The following is a 23,555-nucleotide window of genomic DNA, read 5'->3' as shown; positions in this document are numbered from 1 at the left end:
ACACCCGCCCGGCCGTGGCATGATCGGGCGCATGGGTGAACGTGTGGTGGCCGCGTGCGACGGGGCCTCGAAGGGAAATCCCGGGCCCGCCGGCTGGGCCTGGGTGATCGCGGACGGTTCCGGGACGCCGGACCGCTGGGAGGCCGGCGCGCTCGGCACCGCCACCAACAACGTCGCCGAACTCACCGCCCTGGAGCGGCTGCTGGCGGCCACCGACCCCGCCGTGCCGCTCGAGGTGCGGATGGACTCGCAGTACGCCATGAAGGCCGTCACCACCTGGCTGCCCGGCTGGAAGCGCAACGGCTGGCGCACCGCCGCCGGGAAGCCCGTCGCCAACCAGGAGCTCGTCGTCCGCATCGACGGGCTGCTCCAGGACCGCTCGGTCGACTTCCGCTACGTGCCCGCCCACCAGGTCGACGGCGACCGGCTCAACGACTTCGCCGACCGCGCCGCCAGCCAGGCGGCCTCCGCCCAGCAGGACGCGGGCAGCGCACAGGGCTCGCCCGAGCCGCCGCCGTCCGTCCCGCGCCCGTCCGGCGGCGGTTCCTCCCGCCGCTCCACGGGCGGCACAAGGCCCGCACGCAAGTCCGGGGGCTCCTCCCGCACCATCAAGGCCAAGTTCTCCGGCCGCTGCCCGTGCGGACGGACGTACGCGGCCGGTGAGCCCATCGCCAAGAACGACAAGGGCTGGGGCCACCCCGAGTGCCGCACGGCCGTCGGCGCCTGAGCCGTCGGTGAGCGGGCGGGCCCGGCCCGCCCGGGGAGGCACCGGCCGTCCCGCCGGGACGGATGACACACTGACCGTCATGGAAGAGCGCACTTTCGACAGGTCGGGTCAGCACGCCTCCGTGATCGGCCTCGGCACATGGCAGCTCGGCGCCGACTGGGGCGACGTCGACGACAAGGAAGCCCTCGCGGTGCTGGAGGCCGCCGCGGAGTCGGGCGTCACCTTCTTCGACACCGCCGACGTCTACGGCGACGGGCGCAGCGAGCAGACCATCGCCTCGTTCCTGAGCGGACGTCCCGACCTGCACGTGCTGGTCGCCACCAAGATGGGCCGCCGGGTCGACCAGATCCCGGAGAACTACGTCCTGGACAACTTCCGCGCCTGGAACGACCGCTCCCGGCGCAACCTGGGCGTCGACCGCGTCGACCTGGTGCAGCTGCACTGCCCGCCCACCCCCGTCTACTCCACCGACGAGGTCTTCGACGCCCTCGACACCCTCGTCGAGGAGGAGCGGATCGCCGCCTACGGCGTCAGCGTCGAGACCTGCGCCGAGGCGCTCACCGCGATCGCCCGGCCGAACGTGGCGAGCGTGCAGATCATCCTCAACCCGTTCCGGATGAAGCCGCTGCGTGAGGTGCTGCCCGCCGCGCGCGAGGCCGGCGTCGGCATCATCGCCCGCGTCCCGCTCGCCTCCGGCCTGCTGTCCGGCAAGTACACCAAGGACACCGTCTTCGCGGAGAACGACCACCGCACCTTCAACCGGCACGGCGAGGCCTTCGACCAGGGCGAGACCTTCTCCGGCGTGGACTGGGCGACCGGTGTCGAGGCCGCCGCCGAGTTCGCCGCGCTGGCCCCCGAGGGATACACCCCGGCCCAGCTCGCGCTGCGCTGGATCGTCCAGCAGCCCGGCGTCACCACCGTCATCCCCGGCGCCCGCTCGCCCGAGCAGGCCCGCGCCAACGCGGCCGCCGCCCGGCTGCCGGAGCTGCCCGACGCCACCCTGGCCGCGATCACGGACCTGTACGACAGGCGGATCCGCGAGCAGGTGGAGAACCGCTGGTAGACGGGCGCGTCAGAATCCCGGCGGGGCGCGTCAGGATTCCAGCAGGAGCTGCCGTTCCTGTTCCTGGTCGCCGGCGGCGGCGCCCTCGTCGCGGGCCGTGAAGGACCGCGACAGCGCGTCGCTCGCCCGGCGCACCGCCTCCGGGGTGCCCTGCACGGTGACGGTCACCGGCTCCGACAGGGGCCGTGTGTCCGGGCGTCCGGCGCCCGACCCCCGCCCCTCACCGCCGAACGTCGCGATACGCACGGTCGCGTCCGTGTCCGAGGGCCGCTCCCGCGGCGGTCCGAACGCGCCCTCCAGCGCCCCGACGACCGCCCGGGCGTCGTCGGCGTCCCCGCCGCTGAGTGTCACGGTGAGCTCGGTGTCCGACATCTGTCCCACTTTCCTCCGGCCTGGTCGTGTCGCCGACCGTGTAACCGTGCCCCGCCCCGCCAAACCGGCGGGGGGAGGAGGGCCTCTTTTCGGGGAATCCGGAGGGGAGGACCCGATCGAAGGAGGCACCGTGCCGGACATGGAGCAGGACGGGAGCAGGCGCCGGGGACGGAACGAGACCGAGGAGGAGAGAGCGGACCGGATGTGGACCGAGCTCATCCAGGAGGTCCGCGTGGCCCAGATGGGCGTGCAGATCCTGTTCGGTTTCCTGCTGACGGTCGTGTTCACCCCGACCTACGAGGACCTGTCCGGCACCGACGAGACCATCTACATCGTCACGGTGGTGCTCGGCGCCTGCGCGACCGGGGCGCTGATCGGACCGGTGTCGCTGCACCGGCTCGTCAGCGGACGGCGCATCAAACCGCAGGCGGTGCGGTGGGCTTCACGGCTCACCCTGCTGGGACTGGCGCTGCTGCTGGTCACCACCAGCTCCTCGCTGCTGCTCATCCTGCGGGTGGCCACCCACGACGACTACGTGCCGTACCTGGTGGCCGGAGTGGTGTGCTGGTACCTGCTGTGCTGGTTCGGGCTGCCGATGTGGGCGCGTTACCGTCACACCACGCGCTGACCCGGCACCCCGGGCGCGCTCAGCTCCCCTGGAGGACGTCCGCGAGGAAGTCGTCCACGCGGACCTCCTCGCACCCGGCCGGCACCATGCGGTGGGTCTCGGCCAGGAACTCCCCGACGGCCTCCGCCCAGGCGAACACCACCGCGTGATGCCGGCCGCCGTCCGCGCGCGTCTCGCCCAGGAACTCCATCCGCAGCTCCCGCCCCACCCCGCGGGCCTGCGGGCGCAGCCGCACGTCGCCGATGCCGACCGGACGGGTCAGGCCGTCGGTGACCATCTCCCGGTCCAGCTGCCAGCGCGCCAGCACCCGGCCGTCCAGGCTGAAGACGACCGTGACGGCGAACGGGTCCGACGGGTCGTAGCTCAGGTGGGCGAGCACGGGAAAGCGTTCCGTGTCGCCCGCCTGGAGCGCCACCACCAGGGTCTTGTGCACGAACGAGTTCACGACATGCCTCCGGGACGTACCGACGTGGAGCCCTCTAGTACCCCGGATCCCCGCGGGATGCTCAGCTCTCCGGGTGAATCCGTCACAGGTCACGCACGCTCCGTCAGCCGAACGCCTTCCGGAGCGCCGGCAGCAGCGTCCGCTCCGACCAGTCCAGGAACGCCGGCTGCGACTCCCCGCCGATCTGCACCAGGGCGACCTCCGTGAACCCGGCCTCCGCGTACGGGCGCACCGCCTCGACGAAGTCGTCCGGGTCGCTGCCGCAGGGGATGGACGCGGCGACGTCGTCGGGCCGCACGAACTGCGTCGCCGACGCGAAGGAATCCGGATGCGGCAGCTCGGAGTTGACCTTCCATCCGCTGCCGAACCAGCGGAACTGGGCGTGCGCCCGCTCCACCGCCGCGTCCCGGTCCGGGTCGTGGCACACCGGCAGCTGGCCCACCCGCGGCTTGCCCTCGCCGCCCCCGCGGTCGAACGCCTCCAGCAGCTCCGGCTTCGGCTCGGTGGCGATCACCAGGTCCGCCAGCCGCCCCGCGAGGTCGCAGGACCGCTTGCCCGACACCGCGATCCCGATCGGCGGCGGCTGGTCCGGCAGGTCCCACAGCCGGGCCGACTCCACGTCGAAGTGCTCGCCCCGGTGGTTCACATGACCGCCCTCGAACAGCGCCCGGATGATCTCCACCGCCTCCTCGAGCATCCGGTGGCGCACGTCCACCGGCGGCCAGCCGCCGCCCACCACGTGCTCGTTGAGGTTCTCGCCGGACCCCAGCCCCAGCCGGAACCGGCCGTCCGACAGCAGCTGCATCGTCGCCGCCTTCTGCGCCACCACCGCCGGGTGGTAGCGCATCGTCGGACACGTCACGTACGTCATCAGCGGAATCCGCGAGGTCGCCTGCGCGGCCGCGCCCAGCACGCTCCACGCGTACGGCGCGTGACCCTGCTCGGCCAGCCACGGGAAGTAGTGGTCCGAGGTCACCGAGAAGTCGAAACCCGCCTCCTCGGCGCGCACCACGTGCTCCACCAGCTCACGCGGCCCGGCCTGCTCGGTCATCATCGTGTACCCGATTCGCACCATGCCGTCCGGGTCCCCCCAGGTGGCAGGCGAAAACGGTGGATCACCCGGCGGCGCCCCGGGCAGGATGCCCCCATGACCCAGCGAGCCCTCCCCACCGCAGACCCCGCCGCCCAGGGCGTCGACGCGTCCGGCGTCCACGCCTTCCTCGACGCCGTCGAGGCCGACCCGGACATCGAGCCGCACGGACTGACGATCGTGCGCCACGGCCACGTCGTGGCCTCCGGCACCTGGGCGCCCTACACCGCCGAGCGCCCCCACCTGCTGTACTCGCTCAGCAAGAGCTTCACCTCGACCGCCGCCGGGCTCGCCGAGGCGGAGGGCCTGATCGACTTCGACGCCACCGTGCTGTCGTACTTCCCGGAGATCGACGCGGACATCACCGACCCGCGCAGCCGGTCCATGCTGGTGCGCCACGTGGCGTCCATGGCCAGCGGACACGACCACGAGACCGTCGACGAGGCGTTCGGCGCCGACCCGGCCGAACCCGTGCGCGGCTTCCTGCTCCAGCCGCCGCAGCGCGACCCGGGCACCCTGTTCACCTACAACCAGCCGTGCACGTACACGCTCGGCGCGATCGTGCAGCGGGTCACCGGGCAGACCCTCGTGGAGTACCTGCGCCCCCGGCTGTTCGACCCGCTGGGCATCGGCGAGGCGCTGTGGTCCCGCGACCGCGCCGGACGCGACATCGGCTTCGCCGGGCTGCACACCACGCACGACGCGATAGCGCGGTTCGGCCTGCTGTACCTGAACGACGGCGTCTGGCAGGGCCGGCGGCTGCTGCCCGAGGGATGGGTCGAGCGCGCCACCCGTGCGCAGATCGACACCGCCGAGGTCATGGGAGGCGACCGGACCGACTGGGGGCGGGGCTACGGCTACCAGTTCTGGATCGGCCGGCACGGCTACCGCGGCGACGGCGCCTACGGCCAGTTCTGCGTGGTGCTGCCCGAGCACGACGCGGTGATCGCCGCGACGTCGGCCACCGCCGAGATGCAGCGCTACCTCGAACTGGTGTGGCGGCATCTGCTGCCCGCCTTCGGCCCCGCCCCGCTGACCGGGCGGGACGCCGAGGACGCGGCCCTGCGCGAGCGCCTGGAGCGCCTCGCCCTGCCGGCGACGGACGCCGCCCCCGCACCGGCCGGGCGCACCGGCGACTGGTCCGGGGCCGCCTTCACCCCGGAGGGCGGGCTCTGCGCCGCGCAGCCGAAGCTGACCGCCGCCGGGCTCACGGCGGACGACGGCGGCGGCTGGACGCTGACCCTGGACGAGGGCGGCCACCGGCTGGCGGCCCGCTGGACCGGCGCGGACTGGACCGTCACCGAGGGCGCGGTACCGGTCGCGGTGACCGGCGGCTGGGACGGCCCGGACGCCCTCACCGTCGACATCGCCTTCCTGGAGACCCCGCACCGCCTGCGCGTCACCTGCTCCCTCACCGACCGCACCTTCCGGGCGCGCTGGATCACCACCCCCCTGGTCCCCTGGCCGCTGCGCGCGCTGCGGGCTCCGCGAGGCTGAGGCCTGTCGTCCGGACCGGAGCGGGGTGGAGGCACCGTGCCTTTCGGCCGACCCGAGCGGATCCGGTGTGCGTGGGCGACCGACGGTAACGCCGCCGGGGGTGTCCCCACGCCTTCAGGCAGTGGGGGAGTGCGGTGCCGGGCCCCGCCGGGCTAGGGCGCCGCACCCGGCCGGAACGTCCGCAGCACCGTGCGCAGGGCCTCCTGGTTGCCGGTGCCCGCCCAGTCGGCGGCCGGCGTGGTCCAGCGCAGGGAGAAGCCCCGGCCGTCGCCCAGCAGGAAGCCGCGCCCGAAGGTGCGCAGCCGGGCGCCGTCGTCCGTGAGGATCCACTCCATGTCGGCGGCCTCGCGGCCCAGGTACGTCGTCGCCCTGATGGAACCGATCCGCTGATAGGCGTCGGCGCGCGCGAGGCCCGGCTCCACCGTGTCCCGCCACACGGCGACCGGGTCCGGTCCCACGCGCTCGCTGTAGGTGACCGCGAGGGTGCGCGGGTCGTCGTCGGCGCCGAAGGTGACGCGGTACGACAGCTCGGTGGCGCGGGAGGTCCGCTGCCGCTCCCAGCCCTCGGGCAGTGCGACGGAGAAACCCTCCGGCGCCCGGTGGACGCGGAAACCGGCGGGCAGGGCGCCGGGGTCCGACGGGGACGGCGACGCGGCACCGGACGGGGAGGACGACGCGGACGGCGACGGCGCGGCGGACGGGGGAGGGACGGCGCCGGACGTCGGCGGGACGCGCGGGGCGGGGTCCGCCGCCCCGGTCCCTCCGGCCGGCGCGGACGCCGACGCCCCCGGACCGCCGTCGGCCCGGTCGTCGCCGCCGGGCAGCCCCGTCGCCGCCGCGACCACCGCCGCCGTCACCGTGGCCACCGCGAGGGGCGTGCCGACGAGCACGCCCTTCCGCTTCCACCCCCGTCCGGCCGGCGCGTACGCCTCTCCCGGCCCGGTACCGGCGCCCGGGTCCTCGCGCAGCACCCGGGTGAGCTCGTCGCGCACCGTCTGCCGTCCCGGGCGCTCCCGGGGGTCCTTGCGCAGCAGCCCTGTGACGACCTCGGTGAGCGGTCCGCAGCGTACGGGCGGGCGCAGCGGCAGCCGGTCCACCCCGCGCAGCGTGGCCGCGATCCTGCCCCGGTCCCGGAACGGCGGGCGGCCCTCCAGCATCGTGTGGAGGATCGCCCCGAGCGCCCACAGGTCCGCCGCCGGCCCGACCTGCTCGTTCCGCGCCTGTTCGGGCGCCGCGTACGACGGCGCGGTGAGCCGGGGCGCCGACGTCGTGCCGGCCACCCCGTAGCCCGTGACGATCACCGGCCCGGTCTCGCGCAGATGGAGCTGTCCGGGGCTCAGCTCGCCGTGGGTGACGGCCTCCGCGTGCGCCGCGTCCAGCACGTCGAGCAGGTCCAGGGCGACGCGCGCCGCCCGCGCGGGTACGAACGTGCCCTGCTGGAGCAGGACTTCGTCCAGCGGGGTGCCGTCGATCCAGGCCGTGACCGTCCACAGGCAGCCGCCCTCGCCGAACGCGTCGACGACGCCCGCGATCCGGTCCGGGCACAGCCGGGCCACGTTCTCGGTGGCCCGCAGGATCCGGGAGGGCGCGCGGCGGACGCCCTCCACGGCGTCCGCCGGCAGCTCGATCCGGGTGGCCAGGCACGGCCGGCCCGTTCGCAGGTCGTCGGCGTACCAGCTGACCCGGTTCGTCTCGCGGTGCGTGATCTCGACCAGCCGGTAGCGGCCGGCGACCGGCCGATCGGTGGAGGCGTGCGCCCAGCCCATGGTCATCCCTCGTCGAGCCGCTGACTTCCGTCCCCACTGATACGCGGGAGAGGGGCCGGTGCGTTCAACGCCGGGCGCGACGCCCGTCGCGCGACGCCGGGTTCACGGCCGGGTGCACCGCCGGGTTCAGCGCAGGGCGAAGTGGTCCGTCCACGCCGCCATGTCGGCGGTGGTGGCGTTGCCGCCGCACACCACAAGACCCAGGCGGGCGTCGTCGCCGACCCGCTCGAGCACCCGGCGGGCGGCCGGCAGCAGACAGCCCGCGGCCGGCTCCGCCCACACCTTGGCGTGGTCCGCCAGGTCCAGCGAGCCCTGCACCGCCTCCCGGTCCGGCACCACCAGCACCTCGGTGACCAGCTCCGCGACATGGTCGTACGTCAGCTGCGACACGGCGGGCGCGCTGAGCGTGGACACGATCGAGGTCAGCGCGACCGGCACCGGGCCGCCCGCCGCGAGCGCCTCGGACATCGCCTGCGCCCCCTCGGTCTCCACGCCCCACACCCGCACCCCGGGCCGCCGGGCGCGCAGCGCCGCCGCGACCCCGGAGATCAGGCCCCCGCCGCCGATGCTGACCAGCACGTCGGTCAGCTCACCGGCGTCCTCGGCGAACTCCAGCCCCACCGTGCCCTGACCGGCGATCACCACCGGGTCGTCGAAGGGGTGCACCAGGGTCAGCCCCTCCTGCCGCAGCTCGGCGGTGAGGGCGAACGCCCCGGCCATGTCGTCCGTGACCCGCACCGTGGCGCCCGACGCCTGAGCGATCTCCACCGCCCGCACGGGCGCCGAACGCGGCATCACCACGGTCGCCTTCACATCGAGCGCGGCGGCCGTCACCGCCAGCGCGATGCCGTGGTTGCCGCCGCTCACCGCGACCACCCCGGCGGCCCGCTCCGCCTCGCTCAGCGCCAGCAGCTTCGCCGCCGCGCCGCGCACCTTGAACGACCCGGTGTGCTGGAGCAGCTCCAGCTTGGCCGTCACCGGCACCCCCAGCAGGGCCGACAGACCGGGGCTCGGCACGGTCGGTGTGCGCACCACGTGCCCGGCGATCCGCTCGGCCGCGGTTTCGATGTCGGCGATCTCGATCACGACTGTCACCCTTTCCGGCGCGGGGGCGTGATCCGCGCCGTGCCCCAGCCTCACCCGGCGGGCGGCCGGGGTCAACGCGGGGTGAACGCCGGTCGACGCGGGCCGACGTGGGTCGACGGGGCTCAGCGCTGCTGCGGCTTGTGCGGCGGCGCCTCGCTCGGCCGGACCACCACGTGCCCCTGCCCTTCGAGCACCAGCTGCACCGCCTCGCCCGAGCCGCCGCGCAGCATCGAGCCCAGCGACTGCGAGCGGTGCAGCGAGGTGGACAGGCCCGCCGTCCAGCCGACGATCGCGTCGGTGTCCACGTACACGGGGCTCTGCGGCGTCACCGGGATCACCAGCGGGCTGCCCTCGCAGACCAGGCCCAGCTTGCCGTGCCCGGTGAAGACGCTGTTGAACAGTCCGCCGCCGGTCATGCCGGCGCCCTTCACGGTGGAGATGCGATAGGACAGCGTGGCGTCGAAGCACAGCACGTTGCGGCCGTTGACGGTGAACTCGTCGCCGGGGCCGATCTCGACGACGAAGCAGTTCTGCGCCTCCTGCGCGAACCAGGCCTCGCCCTGGCCGCGCACGGCCATCAGCGGCAGCCCCTCGCCGGTCACCGCGCGCTTGAGCATCCCGCCCACGCCCTGGCCCTTGCGCTCGAACCGGAGGTCGCCGCGGTAGGCGACCATCGCTCCCTGACGGGCGAGCATCTCGCCGTCGACGGTGTAGCGCAGGCATTTGGCGTTCTCCACCGTCATGCCCGGGGCCGTGGCCGGCCGCACCATGTGCTCACTGGAAAACAGGTCACCCTTCATGGCCCCATCCTCGCCCGGCCCTCCGCGCCCCGGCCAGAACCGGGAGCGCACGACACGGCACCGGATCCGGCCACGCGTTCAGCCTCCGAACAGCTGCGTCCAGTACGTGCCCGCCCGGCCGCCGCCCGCGAAGCCGACGCCGATCCGCGTGAACTCCGGCTTGAGGATGTTCGCCCGGTGCCCCGGGCTGTTCATCCAGCCGCGCACCACCTCGGCGGCCGACCGCTGGCCGCACGCGATGTTCTCGCCGACCGTGCGGCACCGGGAGCCCGCGGCGGCGGCCCGGTCCCAGGGCCTGCTGCCGTCGGGCGCCGTGTGCGCGTAGAAGTCCCGCGCCACCATGTCGGCGCTGTGCGCCTGCGCCGCCGTGCCCAGCAGCGGGTCGCGGGACAGCGGCGGCAGCCCGGCCCCCGCGCGCTCCCGGTTGGTCAGCTCGACGACCTCCGCCGCCGTGCGGTCCAGGCCCTCCGCGGTCAGCGGACGCGCCCACAGCGCCGTCCAGTACGTGTCCCCGGCGCCCTCGCAGGAGGCCACGGCGGCGTGCGTGAACGCCGGGTCGCACACCGTGCGGCGGGCCGCCTCGTGGCGCAGGCAGTGGCCCACGAACCGGTCCACGGACAGCGGCCCGGACACCAGGTGCTCGCCGACGGTGAGGTACGGGTAGCCGGCGGACACCACGCGCCGGTACACCGGCACGCCGTCCGGGCCCTCGACGCCGAGCCGCCCTCCGCGCGCCATCGCCCGCGCGTGCTCCCGGGCCGCCTCGGCCAGCCGCCCGTCGTGCGTCACCGGCGGCGCGCCGGCGGACCCGCGCGCGGAGTTGACGAGGGCCAGGAAGTCGTCCCCGGCGGACGGCGGGGACGCCGGACGCGGCGGGACGACCGGGTGCGTCCGCGGGGCGGCCGGGGCCGTCGTGCCGGGGCTCACCGGCGCCCTGCCGGTGACGACCGGGGCGGTACGGGTGGACACCGCGCCCTCGTCGTCCTCCACGTCGACGCCGAAGTCCCGGGCGAGACCGGCCAGTCCGTCCGCGTACCCCTGCCCGAGGGCGCGGAGCTTGAAGTCGTCGCCGCGCCGGTAGATCTCCGCGAGCAGCAGCACCGTCTCCCGGCCGGGGCGCGGCGGGCGGAAGCGGGCCAGGGCGCGCCCGCCGGGTCCTGTGACCTCGAGGACGGGGGCGGGCAGGGCGCTGAGCGGGGTGCCGGGCTCCTCGGGGCTCACGGCGACCGTGACCCGGGTGGCGCCCGCGCGCAGCGCCGCCGGGTCGACGACGAGCGTGTCGCCGCCGAGCCGCGCGCCGGGCGCGGCGGGCTGGTTGTAGAAGACGAAGTCGGCGTCCCCGGACACCTTCCGGCCGTCGTCCGTGATCAGCGCGGACACGTCGAACGGCCCCGGCACCCGGACGGTCACCGGGCCGTCCGGGAGCCGGATGTTGCCGCCGGGGACCAACTCGCTCATGGGACCGCCCTGTTCGTCGTCGTCCGACCGGTGTGGGGGTGTCCGGACAACGACGGACGCGCCTCGCGGGTTCCCGGGGCGGCGGTGCGCTGCGGCTCAGCGGTGCAGGGCCCGCGTCCAGTCGGCGGGCACCCGGTCCGCGGGGCCGGGCGCGGGCTGGCCGGCCGGGTGGCTCACCGGCGGCGCGAGGGAGGGGCCCGACTCGTACAGCTCGTTGGTGGCGTAGTTCCAGAACCAGTCCTCGCCCGGCTCGTAACTGCTCACCACCGGGTGCCCGGTGGCCTCGAAGTGGGCGGTGGCGTGCTGGCCCGGTGAGCTGTCGCAGCAGCCGACGTGGCCGCACTGCGCGCACCGCCGCAGATGGAACCACCAGCCGCCCACGGCGTCGCAGTCGGCGCAGCCGTTCCCGGAGGGCGGCACGCTGGGGTCGATGGCGTGTTCGGTGGTCATGCGGGCTCCTCCTGTGGGTGGTCGGAGGCGGGAGCGGTGAGCGGGAGGAGCACCTGGAAGCGGGTGTCGCCCGGCTCGGACTCGAACCGGAGGGCGCCGTGGTGCTTGTTGACCACGATCCGCCAGGAGATGTCCAGGCCCAGCCCGGTGCCCTCGCCCACGGGCTTGGTGGTGAAGAACGGGTCGAACACCCGGTCGCGGATCTCCGCCGGGATGCCCGGGCCGGTGTCGCCGAACTCCACCAGCAGCCGGTCGTCGTGCCGGGCCGTGCGCACGGTCAGCGTGCCCTCCCCGTCCGCCTCGCGCATCGCCGCGACCGCGTTGTCCACGAGGTTGGTCCACACCTGGTTCAGCTCCGCCGGGTACGCCGGGACGCGGGGCAGGGTGCGGTCGTACTCCTTGACCACCCGGATGCCCTTGCCCAGCTTCCCGGACAGCATCAGCAGGGTGCTGTCGAGGAGTTCGTGCACGTCGGCGACCTGGAAGGGGGCGCGGTCGAGCTGCGAGTACTGCTTGGCGGCGTCGACCAGGTGGGAGATGCGGGCCGCGCTGTCCTGGATCTCGTCCATGAGCAGCTCGGTCTCCACGGTGTAGTTCAGCCAGCCGACCGCGCCGGGCAGCGTCTCCTCGTCGACGGCCGCGGCCACCTGCTCCAGCCAGTCCGTGTCCAGTCCGGCCTGCACGAACGTCGGGGCGATCCGCCAGCCCTCGGTCACGCCGTGGTCGTCCAGCCAGTCGGCGAGGAGATCCTCGCGGTCGGACGCCTCCAGCGGGCTGAGCACCGGCGCCTTGGCGACCTTCTCCGCCGTGCGCTCCTGAATCTCGATCAGCCCCGCCAGCGTCTCCCGGTCGTAGGCGCCCTCGGAGATGACCCGCAGCTTGCGGCGCATCTTCCCCACCCGCTCGCGCAGCGAGGCCGTGGCCCGCACGGCCGCCGCGGCCGGGTTGTTGAGCTCGTGCGTGAGCCCCGCGGACAGCGAGCCGAGGGCCAGCAGCCGCTCCCGCTGGCCGATCGCCTGCTGCGTGCTCTTCGCCCCGAAGAACAGCCCCTCCAGCAGGTGCACCGCCATCGGGAACCAGTCCTGCATGATGTCCGCGAAGGTGTCCGCCGGCAGCACGAAGAACCGCGTCGGCTCCGTCACCCGCAGCGAGTTGTTGTAGACCTGCGGCACCCGGTCCCCGAGGTACGCCTGCATCGCCCCCGCGTACACCCCGCGCTGCGAGGTGCGGTTGACCTCCACCTCGTCCCCGCCGACCCGCCGGGACAGCACGACCGTGCCCTCCACCATCACGTAGAAGCAGGTGGCCGGGTCGCCCTCGGTGTAGACGGCGCCGGGCTCGTAACGCTCCACCCGGCCGGCCTCGCACAGCCGCCCGAGCTGCTCGGGGGTGAGCTTCTCGAACAGGAACAGGGAGCCGATCTCGTCCGGCACGCACTCCACTTGTCGCGCGCTCACGACTGCTCCAGGTAACGGTGGACGAGCATCACGGCCATGGCTCCCTCTCCGACGGCGGAGGCGACCCGCTTGGCCGACTCCGCGCGCGCGTCGCCCGCGACGAACACGCCGGGGACGTTGGTCTCCAGGTGGTACGGCGGCCGGTCCAGCTCCCAGCCGGCCGGCGGGCGCCCGTCGGCGGTCAGGTCGGGCCCGGCCAGGATGAAGCCGCGCTCGTCGCGCAGCACGGTGCCGTCCAGCCAGTCGGTCAGCGGGGCGGCCCCGATGAACACGAACAGCCACTGCGCGTCCACCTCGTCCGTGTGCCCGCTGTCCGTCTCGCGCAGCGTCAGCCGCTCCAGATGGCCGTCGCCGTGCGCCTCCTCGACGACCGTGCCGCAGCGCACCGAGATGTTCGGCACCCGGCCGATCTGCTCGATCAGGTAGTACGACATCGACGCGGCCAGGTCCGGGCCGCGCACCAGCAGCGTCACCGACTTGGCGAACCGGGACAGGTACATCGCCGCCTGTCCGGCCGAGTTGGCGCCGCCCACGATGTACACGTCCTGGTCCTGGCAGGCGGGCGCCTCGGTCAGCGACGAGCCGTAGTAGACGCCGCAGCCGCCCAGTTCGTCGCAGCCCGGCGCCGCGAGCCGCCGGTAGGACACCCCGGTCGCCAGGATCACGCTGTGCGCGGCGACCTGCGACCCGTCGGAGAAGCGCACCACCCGGCCCGCGCCGCCCACCTCCAGGCCGGTCACCTCCCGCGCGGTGAGGATCTCCGCGCCGAACCGGGTGGCCTGCCGCCGCGCCCGGTCGGTGAGCTGCGCCCCCGACACCCCGTCGGGGAAGCCCAGATAGTTCTCGATCCGCGAGCTCTGCCCCGCCTGCCCGCCGGTCGCGGACCGCTCCACCAGCACCGTGCGCAGCCCCTCCGACGCCCCGTACACGGCCGCGCCGAGCCCCGCCGGGCCGCCGCCGATCACCACCAGGTCGTAGAAGTCGGCCGCCGGCCGCGTGGCGAGACCCACGTGGGCGGCCAGGTCGGCGGGGTCCGGCTCCACCAGCGGCGTGCCGTCCGGGGTGACCACGAGCGGCAGCCGCATCCCGTCCTCGCCGGCCGCCGCCAGCAGCCGCCGCCCCTCGGGCTCGTCGGACGAGTACCAGCGGTAGGGCACCTGGTTGCGGGCGAGGAACTCGCGCACGTCGGAGGAGCGCGCCGACCAGCGGTGCCCGACCACCTTGGTGCTCGGCACCGGCCGGTGGTCGCTGCGCCTCCACGCGTCCAGCAGGTCGTCCACCACCGGGTACAGCTTCTCCTCCGGCGGGTCCCACGGCTTGAGGAGGTAGTGGTCGAGGTCCACGACGTTGATCGCGTCGATCGCCGCGCCGGTGTCCGCGTACGCGGTGAGCAGCACCCGGCGGGCCTCCGGATGCACGTCCATGGCGCGTTCCAGGAACTCGATGCCGTTCATCTTCGGCATCCGGTAGTCGGCGAGGATCACCGCCACCAGGTCGCCGCGCAGCTTCAGTTCGCGCAGCGCCTCCAGCGCGGACTCGCCGGACTCGGCGCGCACGATCCGGTACGACGCCCCGTAGCGCCGCCTGAGGTCCCGGGCCACGGCGCGGGAGACACCCGGGTCGTCGTCCACGGTCATGATGACGGTCCGGGCGGCCTCGGCGGGCTGTGCCATGCGTCCCCCACAGCGTGGTCGGATCCTCGGCGCGGCGGGCCGGGATCCTGTCGCGGCCACCGCACCGGCCGCTGCCCATCGTATGCGCGCTCGCCGCCGGGCGCGCGGGCGTGCGAGCGGTCCGCGCGGGAAGGCGGGCGTGCGGGGGCGTCGTACCGGGTGGCCGCGGTGCGGGGGCGGCGGCCCGGTGGGGAAGACTGGACCGCGCGAGAACACGACACCGGGAGGAACCGCATGACGCGCCCGATCACGGCAGGCATCGACGGCAGCGAGGAGAGCCTCGCCGCGCTGGCCTGGGCGGCCAGGGAGGCGGTCCGCCGGGACCTGCCGCTGAGGGTGGTGCACGCCTGGCGGTTCCAGACGCACGACGCGCTGGACACCGGGGACAGGGCCGCCCAGGAGCGGTGGGTGCGGGAGGCCGCCGAGGAGGCGGTCCGCGCCGTCCGGGAACGCCACGGCGGCCTGGACGTCACCACGGACGTGCCGGAGGGCGACGCCGTGGAGACCCTGACCGCCGCCGCGGCCGGCGCCGAGATGCTGGTGCTGGGCTCGCGCGGGCACGGACGGCTGATGGGCTTCCTGGTGGGCTCGGTCGGCCAGCAGGTGATCGTGGACGCCGAACGCCCGGTGGTGTTCGTACGGGCCGGCGACAAGGCGTCCGACGAGGTGGCCGGGCACGAGATCGTGGTGGGGCAGGAGGGCGACCCGGAGGACAGCGCGGCGGCGCTCGGCTTCGCCTTCGAAACCGCGGCCCGGCGCGGCGCCACCGTGCGGGCCGTGCGCGCCTGGACCCTGCCGCCGGTGTTCGCCTACAGCCCCTCCTCGCTCCAGCTGCTCGACGAGGCCGGCGGTCTCGAGCCGTTCGAACGGAAGAACCTGGCGGAGGCGCTCGCGCCGTGGCGGGAGCGCTTCCCGGACGTGCACGTCGTGGAGCACGTGGAGATGGGCAGCGCCGGGCAGGTGCTGCTGTCGGTGTCGGGCACGGCCCAGCTGATGGTCGTCGGCCGCCGCGCCCGCCGCTCCGCCGTGGGCGCCCGGATCGGCTCGGTGGCGCACGGCGTGCTGCACCACGCGGACTGCCCGGTGGCGGTCGTCCCGCCCGCCTGACCCGGGACGGGGTCCGGCTGCTCCTCCTCCGCGGGCTACTCCTCCTCCGCGGGCCGCAGCGGCTCCCGCCGCTTCGGCAGGACCTTGCGGATGTAGTCCTCGACGGCGGTCTCCAGACCGATGTCGTGCTGGGCCCGCTCGGACAGGTACCAGCGGTGCTCCAGCAGCTCGTGGTAGATCTGCGCGGGGTCCATCTGGCCACGCAGCTCGGGCGGCACGGAGCGCACGGTGGGCCGGAACACCTCGCGCACCCAGCGGTGGGCGAGCACCTCCGGGCGGGCGCCGAGGGGGTCGCCCGGGGCGTAGTCGTCCTGGGTGGCCATCCAGCTCTCCAGGTCGTTGAGCAGCCGCCTGGCCTGGTTCTCCTCGGTGTCCAGACCGGTCAGCCGCAGCAGCTGGCGCTGGTGGTGCCCGGCGTCCACGACCTTCGGCACGAAGGTCACCGTGTCGCCGTGGGAGGCGTGCTCGATCTGCATCTCGGCCACGTCGAAGCCGAGTTCGTTCAGGCGGCGGATGCGGCGCTCGATGTAGTGGTGCTTGCCGGCCGGGTAGACCGAGGTGCGGGTCAGCTCCTGCCACAGGTCCTGGTAGCGGGCGCAGATCTCGGTGCCGAAGTCGATCGGGTCGACGGAGGGGTGCAGGGCGCCGGAGGCCTCCAGGTCCAGCAGCTCGCCGCTGATGTTGACCCGCGCCAGGTCCAGGTCGTACTCCCGCTGGCCGCGCGTCAGTTCGGGGTGCAGGTCGCCGGTCTCGGCGTCCACCAGATAGGCGGCGAACGCGCCCGCGTCGCGCCGGAACAGCGTGTTGGACAGCGAGCAGTCGCCCCACGCGAAGCCGGCCAGGTGCAGCCGCACCAGCAGCACGGCGAGCGCGTCCATCAGCCGGTGCATGGTGGCCGGACGCATCGTCGTCTCGAACATCGACCGGTACGGCATCGAGCCGCCGAGGTGCCGGGTGATCAGGACGCTCTCCAGCGGCTCCCCGCCCGGGTCGGTGCGGCCGGTCACCACGGCGAGCGGGTCGACCGCGGGGATGCCGATCCGGTCCAGGTCGCGCAGCAGTTCGTACTCGCGCAGTGCCGGCCGCTGAGCGAGCTCCTTCACCGCGATCACCTCGTCGCCGGCCCGGGCGTAGCGCACCACGTGCCGGGAGATGCCGCGCGGCAGCGGCACCAGGTACCTCTCGGGCCACTCCTCCAGCGGCAGGTGCCACGGCAGTTCCAACAGGAGCGCGGGGTGCTCCGGGTTGGTGGCGTTGATCTGCAGTGCCATGGCGGCGGCGTCCTCGTCTCGCAGGTGATCGTCGCCTCAGCCTATTGCGCGCGCTCCCGGGCGAGCAGGGCGGCGTCCCGCACCGGACCCTCGTGCACCGGGCCGTGCCCGGGCAGCAGCAGGTCGCCGTCCAGCCCGGCCAGCACGTCCAGCGACCGCACGGCGGTGGCGCGCTCGCGGTGGAACATGTCGGTCAGCATCTGCGGCCCCCGCACACGGGAGACCGGGTGCCCGCTGACCAGGGCGTCGCCGGACACCACCGCCCCGACGTGCGGGAGGTGGTAGGCGCAGTGCCCCGCGGTGTGGCCGGGGGTGTGCACGGGCACGGGCCGGCCCGGCAGGTCGAGCGGCTGCCCGTCGCCGGACGTGGGGAACGGCTCGGGCGAGGTGACCGCCACGTTCGCCGTGCCGCCGGCGCGCAGGGCGTGCGCGGCCCACGGCAGCACGCCGGGACGCCAGCCGTTGCGCAGCACCCGCCCCACGGTCACCTGGTGCAGGAAGTCCCGCCGGGCGTGCGGCACTTCCTCCTTGTGCGTGTACACGGGGGTGCCGTACGTCGCGCTGAGGAACTCGGCGGAGCCCAGGTGGTCGTTGTGCGCGTGGGTGACCAGCACGGCGGCCACCGCCTCCGGCGCGGCGCCCACCTCCGCCAGCGAGCCGAGCAGCCCCTCGCGGTCGCCGGGGTAGCCGGTGTCGATCAGGGTGACCGCGTCCCCCTCGGTGAGGATCACCCAGTTCACGCTCGTGCCGTGCACCAGATAGGTGCCGTCCGCCACCTGCCGCACCGTTGCCTTCATGACCGCCTCGCGTGTCGTGGTTCGTACCGGTTGGACGAGCACAGGAAAGCAGATCGGAGGGCGGGTGCGGGCGGGGTCCGGCCCCCGCCGTCCTCAGTTCACCCCGCGCGGGCGGAACTGGACGGAGACGCGCGGCCCGGCGGCCCTGGTGCTCTTGGGCACGCAGTGCTCCCAGGTGCGCTGGCAGGAGCCGCCCATCACGACCAGATCGCCGTGGCCCAGCGGCCGGCGCACGGTCTCCCCGCCGCCCATGGGCCGCAGCAGCAGGTCGCGGGGCGTGCCCACGGAGAGGATGGCGACCATGGTGTCCTCGCGGGCGCCCCGGCCGATCCGGTCGCCGTGCCAGGCGACGCTGTCCCGGCCGTCGCGGTAGTAGCAGAGCCCGGCCGTGGCGAACGGCTCGCCCAGCTCCCGCGCGTAGTGGGCGCTCAGCGCGTCGCGGGCCTCGATGAGGACCGGGTGGGGGAGCGGGGCGCCGACGCCGTAGTACGCCAGCAGCCGGGGCACGGAGACGACCTGGTCGTACATCTGGCGCCGCTCGGCCCGCCAGGGGACCTCGGCGGCCAGGTGGTCGAAGAGCGCGTCGGACCCGTGCAGCCAGCCGGGGAGCAGGTCGATCCAGGCGCCCCGGCCCAGTTCGGTGCGGCGCACGCCGTCGAGCGGGCCGAGCCGCAGCTCGTCGTCCTGGTCGAAGAGCGAGCTCTGGAGCGCCGGGAGGTGGTGCGTGCTCATGGGACCAGCGTACCTCCAATCGAAAATACGTTCTAGAAAGGGCGGTGCTCGGCGATTGCCCTGCTCCGGGGGCTGTTCGATACACCGGTGTATCGGATACGTTCCCGTATCGGCCGACGGCGGAAGGGGCGGGCATGGCGGACACCGGCACCGGGCGCGTCACCCCGCGCCGGCTGCGCACCCGCGCCCACCTGCTGGACGCCGCCTTCACCGTCCTGGCCGCCAAGGGTTTCGGGCATGTCTCCATCGAGGAGATCTGCGAGGCCGCCGGCTACACCCGCGGCGCCTTCTACTCCAACTTCGCCGGTCTGGACGAGCTGTTCTTCGCGCTCTACGCCCAGCGCGCCGGCCTGATCGCGGAGCAGGTCTCCGGCGCTCTCGCCACCGGCGGGCCCGACCTCGACGTGGCCGCCGCCGTGGACCGGGTCGCCGAGGTGCTGCTCCTCGACCGCGACTGGCTGCTGGTGAAGACCGACTTCCTGGTGCACGCCGCCCGCGACCCCCGCGTGGCGCACACGCTGCTCGACCACCGGGCCCGGCTGCGGCGGGCGATCGCCGACCGGCTGGAGCGGGCCCGCGGCCACACCGCGCTGCCCGCCGTGCTCGGCGACGCCGAGGGTGCCGCGCACGCCGTGGTCGCCGCCTACGACGGCGTCACCACCCAACTGCTGCTGGACCGGGACGTCGAGCGCGCCCGGGCCTGGCTGAAACAACTGCTCACCGCGCTGCTCACCGGAGGAAGCCCCGGATGACAGCCTCCGCACGCAGAAGGAAGGGACGGTCGCCATGGATGCCGACGTCATCGTCGTCGGAGCGGGCCTCGCGGGCCTCGTCGCGGCCCACGAACTGACCGCGAAGGGCCGCAGGGTCGCCCTGGTCGACCAGGAGAACGCCGCCAACCTCGGCGGCCAGGCCTACTGGTCGTTCGGCGGGCTGTTCCTGGTGGGCTCGCCCGAGCAGCGCCGCCTCGGCGTCAAGGACTCCTTCGAGCTGGCCTGGAACGACTGGCAGGGCAGCGCCGCCTTCGACCGGCTCGACGACGAGGACAGCTGGGCGAAGCGCTGGGCGCGCGCCTACGTCGAGTGGGCGGCGGGGGAGAAGCGGTCCTGGCTGGACGGCCACGGCATCACCTTCCTGCCCACCGTCGGCTGGGCCGAGCGCGGCGACCTGCGCGCCGGCGGCCACGGCAACTCCGTGCCCCGCTTCCACATCGCCTGGGGCACCGGCACCGGGGTCGTCGCCCCGTTCACCCGGTACGCCCGCGAGGCCTCGCGCGACGGACTGCTCACCTTCCACCACCGCCACCGCGTCGACGAGCTGGTCGTGGAGGACGGCGCCGTGCGCGGGGTGCGCGGCACCGTGCTGGCCGAGGACAACTCACCGCGCGGCGTCGCCTCCAGCCGCGAGGCGAGCGGCGAGTTCGAGCTGACCGCCCAGGCCGTGATCGTCACCAGCGGCGGCATCGGCGCCGACCACGACATCGTCCGCCGGTACTGGCCCGAGCGGCTGGGCACCCCGCCGCGCGAGATGGTCACCGGCGTCCCCGCCTACGTCGACGGGCGGATGCTCGAGATCAGCGCCCGCGCGGGGGTGCGGCTGGTCAACCGCGACCGCATGTGGCACTACACCGAGGGCATCCGGAACTGGGACCCGGTCTGGCCCGGCCACGGCATCCGCATCCTGCCCGGCCCGTCCTCCCTGTGGTTCGACGCGCTGGGCCGCCGGCTCCCCGAGCCCTGCCTGCCCGGCTACGACACCCTCGGCACGCTGAAGCACCTGCGCACCACCGAGGACATCGCCCCCTACGACCACTCCTGGTTCATCCTCACCCAGAAGATCGTCGAGAAGGAGTTCGCGCTCTCCGGCTCCGAGCAGAACCCGGACATCACCGCCAAGGACCGCGCCGGGTTCCTGCGCGAACGCATCCTCGGCAAGGGCGCCCCCGGCCCGGTGGACGCCTTCCTGCGCAACGGCGCGGACTTCGTCACCGCCGCCACCCTCGAGGAACTCGTCGACAAGATGAACGCCCTCACCGACGAGCCGCTCCTCGACGCGGCCCTCGTCCGCCGCCAGATCGAGGCGCGCGACCTCCAGCTCGCCAACGCCTACAGCAAGGACGCCCAGGTGCAGGGCATCCGCAACGCCCGCCGCTACATCGGCGACCGCCTCGGCCGGGTCGCCACCCCGCACCGCGTCCTCGACCCGGCGGCGGGCCCGCTGATCGGCGTGAAGCTGCACATCCTCACCCGCAAGACGCTCGGCGGCATCCAGACCGACCTGGACTCCCGCGCGCTCGGCGCCGACGGCAGCCCGGTCGACGGGCTGTACGCGGCCGGGGAGGTCGCGGGCTTCGGCGGCGGAGGCGTCCACGGCTACAACGCGCTGGAGGGCACCTTCCTCGGCGGCTGCCTCTTCTCGGGCCGCGCGGCGGGCCGGGCGGCGGCCGCGCAGACGGCCTGAGGCTTCAGCGGGCCGATCGGGCCGATCGGGCCGGTCAGTCGTCGAGCAGCCGGGCCAGCACCTCCGCGTGACTGGTTCCCGGCCGCTTGGAGGCGGTCAGCAGGGTCACCGTGCCCTTCCCGGCCAGCTCCCGCACCCGCTCCAGCAGGTCCGCCGCCTCCGGGGCGGCCAACTCCGCCTCGTAGCGCTCGCGGAACTCCTCGAAGGAGGCGAGGGTCTCCTCGCAGCCGTGGTACCAGCGGCGCAGCTCGGTGGAGGGAGTCAGCCCCTTCGGCCACTCGTCGACCCGGGCCGCGTCCTTCGCCAGGCCGCGCGGCCACAGCCGGTCGACGAGGACCCGCACCCCGTCGTCCGGCTCGGGCGGCTCGTACACGCGGCGCACCCGCACGCTCATGCCGGCTCCCTTCCGCCTCGACCGCTGCGAGCCTACTGCGGCGCACGGAACCGGGCACGACGAGCGGGACGGCCGCATTCCCCCGGCGGGAGCCGGGTACTGGGTCCGCCGGGGACCGCGACGGGAGGTGACGGATGGAGGCCACGGACGACCTGCCGGTCGTCGGCACGCTCGCCGAGCTCACCGCACTGGTGGAGCGCGACCGGGGCCTGTACGTCCGCTGGTCCAGGGGACCGGCGGTCGACCTGCACGCGGTGTCCGGCATCGACGACCTCACCGGCGTGGCCATGCCCGGTCTGTCCGCGAACCCGCTCGACGTGGAGGAGTGGTGGCAGGACCGGTCGCCGGCCCTGTGGGTGGCGCGCCGGCTGTACGACTACGAGCACCTGCCGCGCGAGAAGGGCGCCGACATCCGGCCCTGGGTGCTCAAGGGGCGTGAGGCGGGCCGGGGCCCGGACAACGAGCCGCTGGTCACCGATGTGCGTCCGCTCTGCCGGCTCGCCGACGAGGTGATCGAGGAGGCGCACACGGAAGTGGCCCGCCAGGAGAACCCCTGGGGGCCACTGCGCCGTGTCGCCCGCTGACCGCCGGGCCGCCCGCTCGGGGCGAGGGCGCGGATCACGCCCTCGCCCTCACTCCCGCACCGCCCGCCGTGTCCGTCAGGCCCTGCCCGACGAACGGCGGGCCGCGATGCGCCGCTTGAGCGCGCGGCGTTCCGTCTCGCTCGTGCCGCCCCACACACCGATGGACTGGCCGGTCTCCAGGGCCCACTCCAGGCACTGCTCCCGCACGGGGCAGCGCCGGCAGACCGCCTTGGCCTGCTCGGTCTGCAACAGAGACGGCCCGGAGGTGCCGATCGGGAAGAACAGCTCGGGGTCCTCGGTCCGGCAGGCCGCGCTGTGCCGCCAGTTGTCCATCGAAAGTCACCTGCGTCCGAAGTCGGTGCGCACCCTTTCGGGTGCCTTGCCTTCCTTCGGGTGACCTGTCAAGTGGAGGTGAAACGGCGCGATCCGCGTGGAAACGGTCACTGCTCGCGCAGCCCCCACGGGGATCCGTAGGCGGTGAGCAGGTCGAGGAACGGCCGGGCCGGGAACGCCTCCGGGCCGAGCACCCCCGCGCCCGACCAGGCGCCGGTCGCCAGCAGTTCGAGCGCGACGACCGGGTTGACGGCCGTCTGCCACACCACCGCCTGACAGCCGTACTCGCTCATCGACCACTGGTTGTCGACCACGTGGTACAGGTACACCTCGCGCGGCGCCCCGTCCTTGACGCCCCGCACCCAGGTGCCCGCGCAGGTCTTGCCGTGCATCCGGTCGCCGAGGGTCGCCGGGTCGGGCAGGCAGGCCGCGACGACGTCCCGCGGGGAGACCTTCACGGGACCGTCGGGGCCGGGCACGGTCACCGGCTCGGTGCGGTCCAGGCCCAGCAGGTGCAACGTGCGGAGGGTGTCCGTGAAGTCGCGGCCCAGGCCGTACTTGAAGGTGACCCGGCGGGCGTCCACCCAGCGGGGCACCAGCAGCACCTCCTCGTGCTCCACGTTCACGCACTCCACCGGGCCGATGCCCTCGGGGAAGTCGAACACCTCCGGCTCGCTGAAGGGTTCGGTGGTGAACCAGCCGCGGTCCCGCTCGTAGACCACGGGCGGGTTGAGGCACTCCTCGATGGTGGTCCAGATGCTGAACGACGGCGCGAAGTCGTAACCGTCGACCGTGAGGTTCGCACCGTCGCGGACGCCGATCTCCTCGATCTCGTCGAAGAGTTCGTCCGCCGCGTACCGGGCGAACACGTCCGACAGACCCGGCTCCACGCCCATGCCCACCAGCGCCAGCCGCCCGGCCTCCTCCCACTCGGCGGCCCGCGCGAACTGCTCGTCGCCCAGCTTCACCCCGCACTCCTCGTACGGCCGCTCGCCGTGCGGGCGGGACAGCGACATCGCCATGTCGACATAGGCGGCGCCGCCCGCCCGCGCCGCGCGGAACAGCGGCATCACGAACCGGGGGTCGGTGGCGTTCAGCAGCACGTCGCAGCCGTGCCGCTCCAGCAGCGCCGTCACCTGCGCCTCGTCACCGGCGTCGACCCGCTCGGCGTGGAACCGGTCACCGTCCGCGCCGAGCGCCGCCACCGCCGCCTCGGCCCGGGCCGGGTCGTAGTCGGCCACCACCATCAGCTCGAAGAACGGCCGTCGGGCCGCGATCCGGGTGACGGCGGTCCCCACGCCGCCCGCTCCCACCAGCAGTACGCGCATGACGGAGCACTCCCTTTCCTCGTCATGGATCCGAAAG

At 74.2% G+C, this 23,555-nt stretch carries 24 protein-coding genes; 8 read left to right on the top strand and 16 right to left on the bottom strand.

The genetic code is table 11. From position 1 onward, the window contains the following. Nucleotides 1-19: 19 nt before the first annotated feature. Both ACFOSY_RS21010 and ACFOSY_RS21005 read left to right on the top strand, forming a co-directional pair. A complete protein-coding gene (locus ACFOSY_RS21010; protein WP_394309149.1) occupies nucleotides 20-727 on the top strand; it encodes a ribonuclease H family protein in 708 nt (235 codons plus the stop codon). Between the two features lie 79 nt (nucleotides 728-806). Next, nucleotides 807-1,790 (top strand): aldo/keto reductase, encoded by a 984-nt coding sequence (locus tag ACFOSY_RS21005; protein ID WP_394309147.1) that lies wholly within the window; start codon nucleotides 807-809, stop codon nucleotides 1,788-1,790. Between the two features lie 30 nt (nucleotides 1,791-1,820). Here ACFOSY_RS21005 and ACFOSY_RS21000 read toward each other — a convergent pair whose 3' ends face one another. Beyond that, nucleotides 1,821-2,162 (bottom strand): hypothetical protein, encoded by a 342-nt coding sequence (locus tag ACFOSY_RS21000; protein ID WP_394309145.1) that lies wholly within the window; start codon nucleotides 2,160-2,162, stop codon nucleotides 1,821-1,823. A 139-nt stretch (nucleotides 2,163-2,301) separates the two neighbouring features. Here ACFOSY_RS21000 and ACFOSY_RS20995 point away from each other — a divergent pair, with 139 nt between their 5' ends. Further along, nucleotides 2,302-2,790, top strand: coding sequence for a DUF6328 family protein (locus ACFOSY_RS20995; RefSeq protein ID WP_394309854.1), 489 nt, complete (start codon nucleotides 2,302-2,304; stop codon nucleotides 2,788-2,790). A 19-nt stretch (nucleotides 2,791-2,809) separates the two neighbouring features. Here the strand turns inward: ACFOSY_RS20995 and ACFOSY_RS20990 are convergent, their stop codons facing one another. Next, nucleotides 2,810-3,235, bottom strand: coding sequence for an SsgA family sporulation/cell division regulator (locus ACFOSY_RS20990; protein WP_394309143.1), 426 nt, complete (start codon nucleotides 3,233-3,235; stop codon nucleotides 2,810-2,812). 103 nt (nucleotides 3,236-3,338) lie between these two features. Continuing rightward, nucleotides 3,339-4,310 (bottom strand): LLM class F420-dependent oxidoreductase, encoded by a 972-nt coding sequence (locus tag ACFOSY_RS20985; RefSeq protein ID WP_394309140.1) that lies wholly within the window; start codon nucleotides 4,308-4,310, stop codon nucleotides 3,339-3,341. Between the two features lie 72 nt (nucleotides 4,311-4,382). On the opposite strand from ACFOSY_RS20985, the gene ACFOSY_RS20980 reads away from it, so the two are divergent. Next, complete coding sequence (locus ACFOSY_RS20980) at nucleotides 4,383-5,822, top strand: serine hydrolase domain-containing protein (protein WP_394309138.1); 1,440 nt, start codon at nucleotides 4,383-4,385, stop codon at nucleotides 5,820-5,822. Between the two features lie 152 nt (nucleotides 5,823-5,974). Here the strand turns inward: ACFOSY_RS20980 and ACFOSY_RS20975 are convergent, their stop codons facing one another. The 7 genes from ACFOSY_RS20975 to ACFOSY_RS20945 form a co-directional block, all read right to left on the bottom strand. After that, complete coding sequence (locus ACFOSY_RS20975; protein WP_394309135.1) at nucleotides 5,975-7,588, bottom strand: serine/threonine protein kinase; 1,614 nt, start codon at nucleotides 7,586-7,588, stop codon at nucleotides 5,975-5,977. 126 nt (nucleotides 7,589-7,714) lie between these two features. Beyond that, nucleotides 7,715-8,674 (bottom strand): threonine/serine dehydratase, encoded by a 960-nt coding sequence (locus ACFOSY_RS20970; protein ID WP_031016790.1) that lies wholly within the window; start codon nucleotides 8,672-8,674, stop codon nucleotides 7,715-7,717. A gap of 122 nt (nucleotides 8,675-8,796) precedes the next feature. Then, a complete protein-coding gene (locus tag ACFOSY_RS20965) occupies nucleotides 8,797-9,474 on the bottom strand; it encodes an AIM24 family protein (RefSeq protein ID WP_006133745.1) in 678 nt (225 codons plus the stop codon). A 78-nt stretch (nucleotides 9,475-9,552) separates the two neighbouring features. Then, on the bottom strand, nucleotides 9,553-10,932 hold the full coding sequence (locus ACFOSY_RS20960) for a CAP domain-containing protein (RefSeq protein WP_394309132.1): 1,380 nt from the start codon (nucleotides 10,930-10,932) through the stop codon (nucleotides 9,553-9,555). Between the two features lie 96 nt (nucleotides 10,933-11,028). Continuing rightward, a complete protein-coding gene (locus ACFOSY_RS20955) occupies nucleotides 11,029-11,382 on the bottom strand; it encodes a UBP-type zinc finger domain-containing protein (RefSeq protein WP_394309129.1) in 354 nt (117 codons plus the stop codon). Further along, nucleotides 11,379-12,839 (bottom strand): ATP-binding protein, encoded by a 1,461-nt coding sequence (locus ACFOSY_RS20950; RefSeq protein ID WP_394309127.1) that lies wholly within the window; start codon nucleotides 12,837-12,839, stop codon nucleotides 11,379-11,381. Before ACFOSY_RS20950 ends, ACFOSY_RS20955 begins: the two co-directional genes overlap by 4 nt. Next, nucleotides 12,836-14,512: an FAD-dependent oxidoreductase gene (locus ACFOSY_RS20945; protein WP_394309124.1), complete on the bottom strand. Its 1,677-nt coding sequence runs from the start codon at nucleotides 14,510-14,512 to the stop codon at nucleotides 12,836-12,838. Before ACFOSY_RS20945 ends, ACFOSY_RS20950 begins: the two co-directional genes overlap by 4 nt. A gap of 234 nt (nucleotides 14,513-14,746) precedes the next feature. On the opposite strand from ACFOSY_RS20945, the gene ACFOSY_RS20940 reads away from it, so the two are divergent. Beyond that, nucleotides 14,747-15,619 (top strand): universal stress protein, encoded by an 873-nt coding sequence (locus ACFOSY_RS20940; RefSeq protein WP_394309121.1) that lies wholly within the window; start codon nucleotides 14,747-14,749, stop codon nucleotides 15,617-15,619. 35 nt (nucleotides 15,620-15,654) lie between these two features. On the opposite strand, the gene ACFOSY_RS20935 is transcribed toward ACFOSY_RS20940, so the two are convergent. The 3 genes from ACFOSY_RS20935 to ACFOSY_RS20925 all read right to left on the bottom strand — a co-directional run bounded on the left by ACFOSY_RS20935 (nucleotide 15,655) and on the right by ACFOSY_RS20925 (nucleotide 18,419). Then, nucleotides 15,655-16,890, bottom strand: a complete 1,236-nt coding sequence (locus tag ACFOSY_RS20935; protein WP_394309119.1) for a DUF4032 domain-containing protein — start codon at nucleotides 16,888-16,890, stop codon at nucleotides 15,655-15,657. Between the two features lie 41 nt (nucleotides 16,891-16,931). Further along, complete coding sequence (locus ACFOSY_RS20930; protein WP_394309117.1) at nucleotides 16,932-17,687, bottom strand: MBL fold metallo-hydrolase; 756 nt, start codon at nucleotides 17,685-17,687, stop codon at nucleotides 16,932-16,934. A gap of 93 nt (nucleotides 17,688-17,780) precedes the next feature. After that, nucleotides 17,781-18,419, bottom strand: coding sequence for an alpha-ketoglutarate-dependent dioxygenase AlkB (locus tag ACFOSY_RS20925; RefSeq protein WP_394309115.1), 639 nt, complete (start codon nucleotides 18,417-18,419; stop codon nucleotides 17,781-17,783). A gap of 134 nt (nucleotides 18,420-18,553) precedes the next feature. On the opposite strand from ACFOSY_RS20925, the gene ACFOSY_RS20920 reads away from it, so the two are divergent. Both ACFOSY_RS20920 and ACFOSY_RS20915 read left to right on the top strand, forming a co-directional pair. Next, nucleotides 18,554-19,171: a TetR/AcrR family transcriptional regulator gene (locus ACFOSY_RS20920; RefSeq protein WP_394309113.1), complete on the top strand. Its 618-nt coding sequence runs from the start codon at nucleotides 18,554-18,556 to the stop codon at nucleotides 19,169-19,171. 34 nt (nucleotides 19,172-19,205) lie between these two features. Continuing rightward, nucleotides 19,206-20,879: an FAD-binding dehydrogenase gene (locus ACFOSY_RS20915; protein WP_394309111.1), complete on the top strand. Its 1,674-nt coding sequence runs from the start codon at nucleotides 19,206-19,208 to the stop codon at nucleotides 20,877-20,879. A 34-nt stretch (nucleotides 20,880-20,913) separates the two neighbouring features. Here ACFOSY_RS20915 and ACFOSY_RS20910 read toward each other — a convergent pair whose 3' ends face one another. Then, a complete protein-coding gene (locus ACFOSY_RS20910) occupies nucleotides 20,914-21,273 on the bottom strand; it encodes a DUF488 domain-containing protein (RefSeq protein ID WP_394309109.1) in 360 nt (119 codons plus the stop codon). A 134-nt stretch (nucleotides 21,274-21,407) separates the two neighbouring features. Between ACFOSY_RS20910 and ACFOSY_RS20905 the strand changes: the two genes are divergently transcribed. Then, nucleotides 21,408-21,857 (top strand): DUF6098 family protein, encoded by a 450-nt coding sequence (locus ACFOSY_RS20905; RefSeq protein ID WP_394309107.1) that lies wholly within the window; start codon nucleotides 21,408-21,410, stop codon nucleotides 21,855-21,857. A 75-nt stretch (nucleotides 21,858-21,932) separates the two neighbouring features. Here the strand turns inward: ACFOSY_RS20905 and ACFOSY_RS20900 are convergent, their stop codons facing one another. Both ACFOSY_RS20900 and ACFOSY_RS20895 read right to left on the bottom strand, forming a co-directional pair. Then, entirely contained in the window at nucleotides 21,933-22,190 is a 258-nt protein-coding gene (locus tag ACFOSY_RS20900) for a WhiB family transcriptional regulator (RefSeq protein WP_394309105.1), read from the bottom strand. A gap of 107 nt (nucleotides 22,191-22,297) precedes the next feature. Further along, entirely contained in the window at nucleotides 22,298-23,518 is a 1,221-nt protein-coding gene (locus ACFOSY_RS20895) for a saccharopine dehydrogenase family protein (RefSeq protein ID WP_394309103.1), read from the bottom strand. Nucleotides 23,519-23,555: the final 37 nt, after the last annotated feature.

This window comes from Streptomyces lusitanus (assembly GCF_042647945.1).
In the GTDB taxonomy this organism is placed as follows: Bacteria; Actinomycetota; Actinomycetes; order Streptomycetales; family Streptomycetaceae; genus Streptomyces; species Streptomyces pseudogriseolus.
The sequence above is the reverse complement of the archived record's forward strand: the minus strand, read 5'-3'. Positions and strand labels throughout refer to the sequence as shown.